The sequence below is a fragment of the Kitasatospora sp. NPDC059408 genome (assembly GCF_042751525.1).
Classification (GTDB): Bacteria; Actinomycetota; Actinomycetes; order Streptomycetales; family Streptomycetaceae; genus Kitasatospora.
Genome location: NZ_JBHYWI010000151.1, coordinates 1 through 11111, shown reverse-complemented (window position 1 = coordinate 11111; position 11111 = coordinate 1). Strand labels below are relative to the sequence as shown.

At 73.8% G+C, this 11111-nt stretch carries 12 protein-coding genes; 7 read left to right on the top strand and 5 right to left on the bottom strand.

Features of this window, described 5'->3' with window-relative positions; genetic code table 11:
* The 5 genes from ACFXDE_RS43015 to ACFXDE_RS42995 all read right to left on the bottom strand — a co-directional run.
* On the bottom strand, positions 1–183 hold a 183-nt coding region (locus tag ACFXDE_RS43015; RefSeq protein ID WP_380444588.1), incomplete at its 3' end, for a chorismate synthase.
* Complete coding sequence (gene aroA, locus ACFXDE_RS43010; RefSeq protein ID WP_380499669.1) at positions 102–1376, bottom strand: 3-phosphoshikimate 1-carboxyvinyltransferase; 1275 nt, start codon at positions 1374–1376, stop codon at positions 102–104. The genes aroA and ACFXDE_RS43015, both read right to left, overlap by 82 nt.
* Before the next feature lie 25 nt (positions 1377–1401).
* Positions 1402–3294, bottom strand: a complete 1893-nt coding sequence (locus ACFXDE_RS43005; protein ID WP_380499668.1) for an anthranilate synthase family protein — start codon at positions 3292–3294, stop codon at positions 1402–1404.
* Between the two features lie 29 nt (positions 3295–3323).
* Complete coding sequence (locus ACFXDE_RS43000) at positions 3324–3983, bottom strand: isochorismatase family protein (protein ID WP_380499667.1); 660 nt, start codon at positions 3981–3983, stop codon at positions 3324–3326.
* 67 nt (positions 3984–4050) lie between these two features.
* A complete protein-coding gene (locus ACFXDE_RS42995) occupies positions 4051–5223 on the bottom strand; it encodes a 3-deoxy-7-phosphoheptulonate synthase (protein WP_380444596.1) in 1173 nt (390 codons plus the stop codon).
* A 247-nt stretch (positions 5224–5470) separates the two neighbouring features.
* On the opposite strand from ACFXDE_RS42995, the gene ACFXDE_RS42990 reads away from it, so the two are divergent.
* The 7 genes from ACFXDE_RS42990 (at position 5471) to ACFXDE_RS42960 (ending at position 11050) form a co-directional block, all read left to right on the top strand.
* The gene (locus ACFXDE_RS42990; RefSeq protein WP_380444597.1) at positions 5471–5959 is read left to right on the top strand and encodes a PhzA/PhzB family protein; all 489 of its coding nucleotides are present in this window, start codon (positions 5471–5473) and stop codon (positions 5957–5959) included.
* A 32-nt stretch (positions 5960–5991) separates the two neighbouring features.
* Positions 5992–6327: a hypothetical protein gene (locus tag ACFXDE_RS42985; RefSeq protein WP_380499666.1), complete on the top strand. Its 336-nt coding sequence runs from the start codon at positions 5992–5994 to the stop codon at positions 6325–6327.
* A 67-nt stretch (positions 6328–6394) separates the two neighbouring features.
* Entirely contained in the window at positions 6395–7228 is an 834-nt protein-coding gene (locus tag ACFXDE_RS42980) for a PhzF family phenazine biosynthesis protein (protein WP_380444601.1), read from the top strand.
* 9 nt (positions 7229–7237) lie between these two features.
* Positions 7238–7909, top strand: a complete 672-nt coding sequence (gene phzG, locus ACFXDE_RS42975) for a phenazine biosynthesis FMN-dependent oxidase PhzG (RefSeq protein ID WP_380499665.1) — start codon at positions 7238–7240, stop codon at positions 7907–7909.
* 35 nt (positions 7910–7944) lie between these two features.
* Positions 7945–9237, top strand: coding sequence for a flavin-dependent oxidoreductase (locus tag ACFXDE_RS42970; RefSeq protein WP_380499664.1), 1293 nt, complete (start codon positions 7945–7947; stop codon positions 9235–9237).
* Positions 9234–9590, top strand: a complete 357-nt coding sequence (locus ACFXDE_RS42965; RefSeq protein ID WP_380444606.1) for a nuclear transport factor 2 family protein — start codon at positions 9234–9236, stop codon at positions 9588–9590. Before ACFXDE_RS42970 ends, ACFXDE_RS42965 begins: the two co-directional genes overlap by 4 nt.
* Positions 9591–9859: 269 nt before the next feature.
* Complete coding sequence (locus ACFXDE_RS42960) at positions 9860–11050, top strand: IS701 family transposase (RefSeq protein ID WP_380499663.1); 1191 nt, start codon at positions 9860–9862, stop codon at positions 11048–11050.
* Positions 11051–11111: the final 61 nt, after the last annotated feature.

Genomic DNA, 11111 nt, shown 5'->3' with positions numbered 1-11111 from the left:
CACCACGGCGGTGGTGACCGGTACACCAGCGGGCAGGCCCTCCAGCGTCGCGACCAGTGCGGGGCCGTGCGACTCCCCCGCCGTCAGCCAGCGCAGCCCGGTCAACGTCGTTCTCCTTCCAGAGGTGCCGGGAACAGCCGGCGCAGTTCGGTGTGGAAGCCGGGAAAGGTCTTGGTCACGCACGAGGGGTCGTCGAGTTCGATCCCGGGCGCGCGCAGCCCGAGGACGGAGAACGCCATCGCGATCCGGTGGTCGCGGTGGCACCTGATCCGGGCCGGCCGGACCGGCCCCGGATGCACGGTGATCCGGTCCTGGGCCGTCTCGACCGTCACGCCGCAGGCGGCCAGGTTCCCGGCGACCGCCTCGATCCGGTCCGACTCCTTGAGGCGCGCGTGGGCGATGCCGCGGATCGTGATCGGCGCGTCGGCCAGCGGCGCGATCGCGGCCAGCGTCATGAAGGTGTCCGAGATCGCGCCCATGTCGACCTCGAAGCCGCCGCGCAGCCGCCCAGTACCGGTGACCGTCGTCGCGTCGGCTCCGACCGCGACCCGGGCGCCAGCGGTGCGCAGCACCTCGACGAAGCCGAGGTCGCCCTGGAGGCTGTCGCGGCCCAGGCCCGGGACGGTGACCGCGCGCCCGGTGACCGCGGCGGCGGCGAAGGCGTACGAGGCCGTCGAGGCGTCCGGTTCGATCGCCAGGTCGGTCGCGGTGTAGCCGCCGGTGCCGATCCCGATGACCCCGGGGGCCTCCTCGGTCACCCGGGCGCCGAAGCGGCGCATCAGCGCGACGGTCATGTCGATGTACGGCCGGCTGACCAGGTCCCGCACGGTCACGGTCAGCGGGGTGTCCAGCAACGGCGCCGCCATCAGCAGACCGCTCAGGAACTGGCTGCTGTGCCGGCCGTCCACGGCGAGCTCACCGCCGCGCAGCCCGTCGGCGTCCACCAGCAGCGGCAGTCCGCCGCTTCCGGCGGCGCGGACGTCCGCGCCGAGGCGTCGCAGGGCGTCGGCCAGCGGGCGCAGCGGGCGGGCGCGCAACTGGTCGGAGCCGTCGAAGAGGTAGCGGCCCCGGCCGGTCGCGGCGAACGGGGGCAGGAACCGGGCGGCGGTCCCGGCGTCGGCGCACCGGATCGTGGCGCCGCCGGACGGGCCCCCGCCGATCCCGGTGACCCGCCATTCGCCGTCCTGCGGGCCGGTTGCGACGGGCACGCCCAGGTCGGTCAGCGCGGTCCGGAAGGCGAGCGTGTCGTCGCTGGTCAGCGGTGCCCGCAGCCGGCTGGTGCCGGTGGCGGCCGCGGCGAGCAGCAGGGCCCGGTTGGTGATGCTCTTGGAGCCCGGGATCCGGGCGGTGAGCGCGGGGCCGGCGGGAGCCGTCACCGGTGCACCCCCCGGGCCGGTCCGGTCAGCGGTCGCACGAGCGCACCACCTCGGTCAGCAGGCCGGCGACGATGCGCACGCCGTCCCGGGTGAGCACCGACTCGGCGTGGAACTGCATCGACGCGAAGCCCCGGCCCCGCAGCGCGTGCACCTCGCCGGTGGCGGCGTCCCGGCTGAGCTCGACGACGCCGAACTCGGGGTGCGTGATCTTGTCCTCGTCGCTCCGCGCGGCGAACGTGTTGTAGAAGCCGACCCGCTCGCGCGCGCCGAACAGGTCGATCTCCGTCTGGACGCCCTGGTTGGGCACGTCCCGCCGGGCCAGTTCGAGGCCGAGCAGCGTGGACAACACCTGGTGGCTGAGGCAGACCGCGAGGAACGGCCGCTGCTCCCGCAGGAGCCGGGAGACCGCGGCCCGCAGGTGGGCGATCTTGGGGTGGCCGGTGTCCCGCGGGTCGCCGGGGCCCGGGCCCATCACGACCAGGTCGTGGTCGTCGACGTCGTACGGCTCGTCGAACCGCCGGACCGTCACTGCCAGTCCCATGGAGGCGAGTTGGTGGCCGATCATCGAGGTGAAGGTGTCCTCGGCGTCCACGATCAGCACGCTGCGGCCGGCCAGCTCCGCGACCCCGTCCGCCCCGTCCGCACTCTCCCGCAGCCAGAAGTCGGCGATGCCGGCGTTGCGCTGCTCCAGTGCCTCGCGGACCCGGGGGTGGTCGGCGAACCGGCCGGTGCCGCCGGCTTCGAGCGCGGCCAGCAGTCCGGCCGCCTTGGCCCGGGTCTCGGCGACCTCGCTCTGCGGGTCGGAGTGCCGCACCAGGGTCGCGCCGACCCCGATCCGCACCAGGCCGCCGCGGTCGATGTCGGCGGTGCGGATCAGGATGGCCGAGTCCATGGTGCGGGCGCCGTCCTCGTCGTGGCCGATCAGCGCCATCACGCCGCTGTAGTAGCCCCGTCCCTCGGGCTCGTACCGGCTGATCACCTTGCAGGCGCTCTCCAGCGGGCTGCCGGTGACGGTGGGGGCGAACATCGTCTCGCGCAGGATGTCCCGGACGTCGTGGGAGGTCCTGCCCTCGATGAAGTACTCGGTGTGCGCGAGCCGGGCCATCTCCTTGAGGTGGGGGCCGACGACGCGGCCGCCCCGCTCGCAGATCCGGGCCATCATCTTCAGCTCTTCGTCCACCACCATGTAGAGCTCGTCGGCCTCCTTCCGGTCCGCGAGGAAGGCCATGACGCCCGCCAGGTCGGGGCCGGCCGCCGGATACCGGTAGGTGCCGCTGATCGGGTTCATCACGGCGGTGCCGTCGCGCAGGCTGACGTGCCGCTCCGGGCTGGCGCCGACGAAGGTGCGGTCGCCGGCCCGGACCAGGAAGGTCCAGTAGGCGCCGGACTCGCGCTCCACCAGGCGCCGGAAGAACGACAGGGCGCTACGCGGCGTGTAGTCGGTGATCTCGGCGACGAACGAGCGCTTGATGACGAAGTTCGCGCCCTCGCCGTTGCCGATCTCCCGGTCGATGACCCGGCGCACGGTGGCCGCGTACGTCTCGTCGTCCACGTCGAAGCGGCCGCCGGCCAGGGTGATCGGGTCGTTCGGCAGCCTGCGCAGCACGTGGGCGAGCGGCAGGGCGGCCTGCTCGGCGACCGCGAGCGTGATCAGCGGCGCGCCGTCGTCGACGCCGGCGAAGCCGCGTTCGGTGATCTGCCGGTACGGGACGACGGCCAGCACCTCGTGCCGGGCACCCCCGTGCGCGGCGGCGGACCCCGGTGCGTCCGGCACGGGGATCCCGGCGAGCGTGTCCACGGCGGACGCCTCGCCGAGCAGCACCTCGATCACGTCCGGCCCGGCCGCCTCGGGTCGGTACAGCAGGGCGTAGGCACCGGGGGCCCCGGTGAGCACCCGGTCCAGCAGGTCCGCCCCCATCGGGCTCTCCTCCCGTTCTGCCGGCCGGTTCACCGGGCCGCCCCCACGGACGGGGCGAGCCCGGCGAGCACGGACTTGGTCGAGGTGACCACCGCGCAGCGCTCCGCCGCGTAGGTCAGCGCCAGCCGGTGGTAGGCCTCCGAGAAATCGGCCACCGCGTCGGCGACCAGGAACGCCTGGATGTCGTTGGTGAAGGCCTCCACGGCCGTCATCAGCACTCCGACGTGGGCGTACACGCCGCAGACGACGAGCTGGTCCCGGCCGTGGGCGCGCATCCGCTCCAGCAGGTCCGACTTGTGGAACGCGCTGTAGCGCCACTTGGTGAACACCCAGTCGGACGGCCCGGGTCCGAGCGGGTCGACGACCTGCCGGTCCTCCGGCGACACCTCCATGCCGGGCCCCCAGAAGTCCTTGAGGAGGCCGCGCTGCTCGGCGGTCATGCCGCCCGGCTGCGCCGTGTAGGCGACCGGGGCGCCGAGCGCCGCGAACTCCTCGCGCAGCAGCGCGGTGTTCTGCACCAGGGGCCGCCCGGGGGATTCGCTCGCCGGGAACGGCCGCAGGAAGTAGCGCTGCATGTCGTGGATCAGCAGGACCGCCCGGTCGGGGTCGACCGTCCAGCGCGCGGTGTTGGCCGGCAGGTCGCTCTCGGAGGGCATCGGGTAGGGGTCGATGGACGGAAGGCCCGCCATGGTCGTCCTTTCACTGGGCAGCCCGCTGCTTGGGGAGGCTGCGTGGGGGCTTGGGGGTGGCCGGGCGTCAGCCGAGCCAGGCGGACACGACCGAGACGGCCTGGCGCGGGTTCAGCCGCGGGTCGCAGAAGCTCGTGTACTTGCCGCCGACCTCGTGGAGCCGGTCCCGGTCGGCGACGCACTCGGTGACCTCGTCCGGCGTCGTCTCCAGGTGGATGCCGCCCGCCGTGCCGCCCGCGCACGTGACGGCCCGGTGGAAGTCCACGACCTCCTTGACGACGGTCGTCACCAGCCGCGTCTTGAGCCCCCCGGGGCCGCTGACGGTGTTGCCGTGCATCGGGTCGGTGAGCCAGACGACCGGGTGGCCGGCCAGGCGGACGGCCCTGACCAGGTCGGGGAGCCGCTCGCCCACCGTGTCCGCGCCCATCCGGGCGATCAGCGTGAGGCGGCCCGGGGTCCGCTCCGGGTCGAGCTTCGCGCACAGGGCCAGCAGCTCGTCGGCGGTCATGGTCGGACCGACCTTGCAGGCGACCGGGTTCGCCACGGCCGCGAGCATCGCGACGTGGGCGCCGTCCACCTGGCGGGTGCGCTCGCCGATCCACGGCCAGTGGGTGGAGCCGAGGAGCAGCCGGCCGTCCGGCTGGGTGCGCAGCATGGGCAGCTCGTAGTCGAGCAGCAGCGCCTCGTGGCTGGTCCACGCCGGGGTGTCCGGCCGGGTGCGCCGGTCCCGGCCGTTCCAGCCCAGCAGCCCGACGACCTCGCGCGCGGACTGGTAGCCGGTCAGCATCCGCTTCGGGTCCGGCCGCCGCAGTTCGGCGTCCGGTTCCGGCGAGTTGACCATGTGGCCCCGGTAGACCGGGAGTTCGACATCGCCGACGGTCTCGGTCGGCTTCGAGCGCGGCTTGGCGTACTGGCCGGCCAGCCGGCCCACCCGCAGGACCGGCTTGTGCGAGGTCATCCTCATGACACCCGCCAGCACCTCCAACAGGCCCGCCTTGCGGGCGACATCGCCCGGCGTGGCCTCCGCCCAGTCCTCGGCGCAGTCGCCGGACTGGATGATCTGTATTCGGCCGACCGCGGCCTCGGCGAGCAGCGTCCGGAGGACGTCGGTGTCCTCGACGGTGACGAGCGGTGGCAGCGAGGCGAGTTCGGCCCTGACCGGGCCGAGTTCCGGGTGGCCAGCCCAGTCCGGCTGCTGGACCACGGGCAACGAGCGGAGGAATTCGTCGACACTGGGCACCTGATACCTCCAAGGAGAGGGGAAACCGCTCGTTCGGCATCTCCGGAGCGGCTGCGCACCGACTCTCCGGGAGACGACGGGCCGACCGGAAGCCGCGGACCCGGACTCCGTCACATGGCAACGGACTTCGTCCCGACTTGACGGAGTCCCGCGGCCGGCGTTGCGGACGGGGCACCGCCCGAACAGAGTCCAGTGCGGCGGTCCCCGAACGGCCGCCGGAATTCCCCGATCCCCGTGGAGGTCACCGATGTCCGAGGCCGAGCAGCCGCCGGCGTTCCGCAACGACGACGAGATCCGCCGGCACAACCGGTCGATCGTCGAGCAGTACATGAACACCCGCGGCGAGGACCGCCTCAAGCGGCACCTGCTGTTCACCGAGGACGGCTGCGGCGGACTGTGGACCACCGACACCGGCGAGCCGATCGTCACCCACGGCCGGGACCGGCTGGGCGAGCACGCGGTGTGGTCGCTGCAGTGCTTCCCGGACTGGGTGTGGACCAACATCGAGATCTTCGAGACCCAGGACCCGAACCGCTTCTGGGTGGAGTGCGACGGCGAGGGGAAGATCCTGTTCCCCGGCTATCCGGAGGGCCACTACCGCAACCACTTCATCCACTCGTTCGAGTTCGAGAACGGGAAGATCAAGCGGGAACGGGAGTTCATGAACCCGAACCAGCAGCTGCGCGCGCTCGGAATCCCGGTGCCGGCCGTCCGGCGCGAGGGAATCCCCACCTGAGCCGGCCGGGAACGGCCGGAGGAAACGGACCCATGAAGGCCGACATCGCCTGGTGGGAGCTGGACGGCTCCCCGCAGACCATCGAGTCGCTCGCCGAGCACCTGCGGGACGGCGCCGTGCAACCGTGGGCCAACGTGCCCGGGCTGCGCGTGAAGTTCTGGATCGCCGACCGGGAGAACAACCGCTGGGGCGCGGTCATGGTCTGGGAGACGGACCGGCCCGCGGACCGGCCGCTGCCGCCGAACCGCGCGGCCGAGCTGATCGGCGGCCCGCCCACCCACCGGATGCGGTTCGACGTCGAGGCCGTCGCCGAGGGCGTCCACTCCCTTCCGGTGCTGCACGGCCTCGGCACCGCCCTGACGCCCTGACGGGATCCGGCAACGATCCGTCGGCGATCCGTCAGGGATCCACTGCACCACCTCTCTTGGAGACCCCTTGCACGACTACATCGTTGTGGACGCCTTCTCCCGCAAGCCGCTGGAGGGCAATCCGGTGGCCGTCTTCTTCGACGCCGCGGACCTGCCGGCGGAGCGGATGCAGCAGATCGCGAAGGAGATGAACCTCTCCGAGTGCACCTTCGTGCTCCCGGCCGAGCAGGGCGGCGACGCACGCATCCGGATCTTCACCCCGGTCAACGAACTCCCGTTCGCCGGGCACCCCATGCTGGGCACCTCGGTCGCCCTCGGCCGGACGTGGAAGGCCGACCGGCTGCGGCTGGAGACCGCCATGGGCGTCATCCCGTTCGAGCTCGACCACGGCGAGGACTCCAGCTCCTCCCGGATGCAGCAGCCGATCCCCACCTGGGAGCCCTACGAGCACGCGGAGGAGCTGCTCGCGGCGCTCGGCGTGACGGATCCGGTCACCCCGGTGGTGGCGTACCGCAACGGCCCGCGCCACGTGTTCGTCGGCCTGGAGAGCGTCGAGGCGCTCTCGGCGCTGCGCCCGGACCACCGCGCGCTCACGCGGTTCCCCGACATGGCCGCCAACTGCTTCGCCGGCTCGGGCACCGCGTGGCGCACCCGCATGTTCTCGCCCGCCTACGGCGTGGTCGAGGACGCGGCGACCGGCTCGGCGGCCGGCCCGCTCGCCATCCACCTGGCCCGGTTCGGGCTGGCCGCGTACGGGCAGGAGCTGGAGATCCTCCAGGGGGTCGAGATGGGCCGCCCCTCGCTCATGCTCGCGCACGCCGAGGGCGACGGCGACCGGCCCCGCGTCGTCCACGTCGGCGGCCACGGCACCGTCGTCGCCCGCGGCACCATCTACGTCTAGGAGATCCCGGTGAGCACCACCGCCAACCACACCCCGACCGGCAACTCCAGCAGGTTCGAGTCGCTCAGCGGGGAGACCGACCTCCCCTTCCCCGAGTACGACGCCCCGCCGGCCGAGCCGATCGGGCTGCTGCAGTCCTGGCTGGCGCGGGCCGCCGAGCGCGGCGTCCGGGAGCCCCGGGCACTCGCCCTGGCCACCGCCGACGCCAAGGGCCGCCCCTCCACCCGGATCATCGCGATCAGCCGGGTGACCGAGCGGGGCCTGGTCTTCCTGAGCCACACCAGCAGCCAGAAGGGCCGGGAGATCGCCGAGACCGGCTGGGCGTCGGGCCTGCTGTACTGGCGGGAGACGGCGCAGCAGGTGTCCGTCTCCGGACCGGTCGAACGGCTCGACGACGCCGAGTCCGACGCGATGTGGTCGGCCCGGCCGGTGCCGATGCACGCGATGTCCACGGCCGCCCACCAGAGCGACCCGCTGGCCGACGTGGCCGCGTTGCGGGCCGAGGCCGAGCGGCTGGAGGCCACCGGCACCCCGCTGCCTCGGCCCGAGCGCTTCGCCGGCTACCTGCTGACGCCCGCCGCGATCGAGTTCTGGGCCGCCAGTTCCGACCGGCTGCACCGCCGGCTCCGCTACGACCGCCAGGACGACCTGAGCTGGACCACCACCAAGCTGCAGCCGTGAGCTGACGGAAGGCGCGAGAAGGAGAGGGCCGGGACATGGACGTGATCATCATCGGAGGCGGGATCGGTGGCCTGACCACCGCGCTCAGCCTCCACGCGGCGGGCATCCGCGCGACCGTGCTGGAGCGGACCCGGGAGATCCGTCCGCTCGGCGTGGGCATCAACGTGCAGCCGCACGCGGTGCGGGAGTTGACGGAGCTGGGGCTCGGCGACGAACTCGCCGCGCTCGGCGTGCCCACCGCCGACATGGTCTGGGTCGACGGGAGCGGCGAGGCCCAGCACCGGGAGGACCGCGGACTCGCCCGGGGCTACCGGTGGCCGCAGTACTCGATCCACCGCGGCGAGCTCCAGCTGATGCTGCTCGACGCGGTCCGGGCACGGCTGGGCGCCGACGCGGTCCGGACCGGCACGACGTTCGAGGCCGTCGAGCAGACCCCGGACGGCGTGCGGGTCCGGGTGACCGACCGGACGACCGGGGAGCCCGGCCTGCTCGCCGCCGACCTGCTCGTCGGGGCGGACGGGCTGCACTCCGCCGTGCGGGCCCGGCTCCACCCCGGTGAGGGGCCGCTGCACTGGTCCGGCGTCATGATGTGGCGCGGCGTGACGCCGACCGAGCCGTTCCTCACCGGCCGGACGATGATCCACGCCGACGCCGGCCGCGGCGCCCGGCTGATCGCGTACCCGATCGGCCCGGCCGCCGCGGAGCAGGGCCGGTCGCTGACCAACTGGGTGTGCATGGTCTCGGTGGCCGAACCGCAGCCGCTCGGCGGCGACGCGCGGTGGAACCGGGCGGGCGAACTGGAGGACTTCCTCCCGCACTTCGCCGACTGGGACCTCGGCTGGCTGGACGTGCCGGCCCTGCTGAGCGGCAGCACCGGCGTCCTGGAGTACCCGATGGTCGACCGCGACCCGCTCGACCGGTGGGGCGAGGGACGGGTGACGCTGCTGGGCGACGCCGCGCACCCGATGTACCCCGTCGGCGCGAACGGCGCCTCGCAGGCCATCGTCGACGCCCGCGTCCTCGCCTACCGGCTCGCGACGACCGAGGACCCCGTGGCCGCGCTGCGCGGCTACGAGGACGAGCGGCGCGAGGCCACGACCGCCGTCGTGCTCGCGAACCGGCGGATGGACCGGTCGAAGCCCAGGAACCCGGGCGACGCCGCGGGCGGCGCGCCCGCCAAGGGCGTCTACACCACCATCGCCAAGACGTACGGCCGGGCCACCGGCGACGACGCGGCCGAACTCAACACCCGGGCCTCGCTGAACCCGCCGGTGCGGGAATCCGCCGGCGGGGCCCGCACCGAAGGACGAGAGGAAGCGACGACATGAGCGTCAACCCCGTGGACGTGACCGCGACGTACTACGCGGCCTGGAAGGCCAAGGACTACGACACCCTGCGCTCGGTGCTGGCCGACGACATCGAGTTCACCGGCCCGTTCGGCAACGCCAGCGGCGGCGACGACCTCCGGGAGAAGATCGAGAAGGCGCCGGGCTCCTTCACCGACATCGTCATCCGGAAGGTCTTCAGCGACGGCCCCGACGTCGTCACGTGGTTCGAGATGCACACCAGCTTCGCGCCCCCGGTCCAGGTCGCCGCCTGGAGCCACGTCGTGGACGGGAAGATCACGCGCCACCAGGCCGCCCTGGACCCGCGGGCACTGCTCGGGCTCGGACAGGAGTAGTCCGGCCACACCACTGCGCGCGACCGCCGGGCGAGGCGGTGGCCGGGTCCGCCCGCCACCCGGCCCGGCGGTCGCGCGCAGTGCCGGGACACCCGCCCGCCGGCGCTACGGGGTGGCCCCTGCACCTGGCCCGCGCCACCCGCCCCGGGCCACCCTGGAGGGGCTTAAGCAAGCCTCAAGGGCAGTGCATAGAGGGGGATTCTGTGAACGCTGCTGGCAATATCAGGGCTGTCCGGCACCGACGTACCGCCCCGTTCCGACTCGGCTCGGTGCGACCGGTGTCCGACGGCGAGCTCCTCCTGAAGGACCTGAGCACCACCCTCTTCGCGTCGCTTCCGCGAAGGGACCAACGGCGCAAGGGGGAACAGTACCTCCGTGGACTGCTGGCCGCGCAGGGCCGCAGGTCGATCAGGAACATCGCGGCCTGCCTCGGGGACCCGGCGCTCGACCAGAGCCTGCACCACTTCATCTGCAGTTCCACCTGGGACTGGATGCCGATGCGCGAGGCGCTCGCGGACTGGCTCGAACCGAACGTCCGGCCGCAGGCCTGGGTGGTGCGCCAGCTGTCGATCCCGAAGTCGGGACGGCACTCCGTGGGCGTCGGCCGGGGCTTCGACCACCACCTGGACCAGGAGTTCCACGGACAGCGGGCGTTCGGCCTGTGGGCCGCCTCGGAGCGGGCCAGCGCCCCGGTCAACTGGCGGCTGCTGTGCGCGGACCGGCCGACGGCGGACGGCGGCGGCCCGAGCCCGTCCGCGCAGCCCCGGCGGACCGGGGAACCGCGGTACGGGGAGACCACCGACGACTGCGCCACCGCCGTGGCACTGGACTTCGCCCGGCTCCACGACGCCGCCCGGCGTCCGGTCGTGCTCGACGTACCGGTCGAGGACCCGGCCGGCGTGATCCGGCGCTTCGACCGGGCCGGCGTGCGCGCGCTCGTCCGCGTCGCCGGCACCGAGCGGCTCTCCGTCGAGGACCCGACCCTGCCCGGCCACGGCCTCGGAGCGCTGGAAGCGCGACGGATCCTCGACTCGGCCGGGGGACTTCGCCGGCTCGTCGGCTGGCCCGACCCGACGGCGCCGTCCGGCGTGCGGCGGGCCTCGGCGGCCGCGGTGCGGGTGGGCCTGCCGGGCGCGGACCCCGGCCTGCCCGGCGGGCGCGACAGCGGGCTCGTCCTGGTCGGGGAGTGGGACGACCCGCGGCGCCGGCCCACCGGGCTGTGGCTCGGCAACCTGGCCGGGGCGCCCGCGAGCACGCTGCTGCGGCTGACGAAGCTGGCCGACCGGGTCGGGCGCGACCTGGCCGGCTTCGGGGACCGGGCCGGCCTGCGGGACTTCGAGGGGCGCTCGCTGCGGGGCTGGCACTGCCACAGCACGCTGGCGTCCGCGGCGCACGCCGTGGAGGTGCTGATGGCGGCCCACGGCGAGACCGAGGACCACGCTCCCAAGATCCCCGCCTGAAACGCCCGGCCCGGGGGGGGGGGGGGGGGGCGCCCCCCCCCCCCCGCCCCGCCCCCCCCCC

Excerpts from the sequence above, each read along its gene's own strand:
- ACFXDE_RS43005 (WP_380499668.1), bottom strand. The coding sequence starts at position 3,294 with ATGGGGGCGGACCTGCTGGACCGGGTGCTCACCGGGGCCCCCGGTGCC.
- ACFXDE_RS43000 (WP_380499667.1), bottom strand. The coding sequence starts at position 3,983 with ATGGCGGGCCTTCCGTCCATCGACCCCTACCCGATGCCCTCCGAGAGC.
- ACFXDE_RS42990 (WP_380444597.1), top strand. The coding sequence starts at position 5,471 with ATGTCCGAGGCCGAGCAGCCGCCGGCGTTCCGCAACGACGACGAGATC.
- ACFXDE_RS42985 (WP_380499666.1), top strand. The coding sequence starts at position 5,992 with ATGAAGGCCGACATCGCCTGGTGGGAGCTGGACGGCTCCCCGCAGACC.
- ACFXDE_RS42970 (WP_380499664.1), top strand. The coding sequence starts at position 7,945 with ATGGACGTGATCATCATCGGAGGCGGGATCGGTGGCCTGACCACCGCG.
- ACFXDE_RS42965 (WP_380444606.1), top strand. The coding sequence starts at position 9,234 with ATGAGCGTCAACCCCGTGGACGTGACCGCGACGTACTACGCGGCCTGG.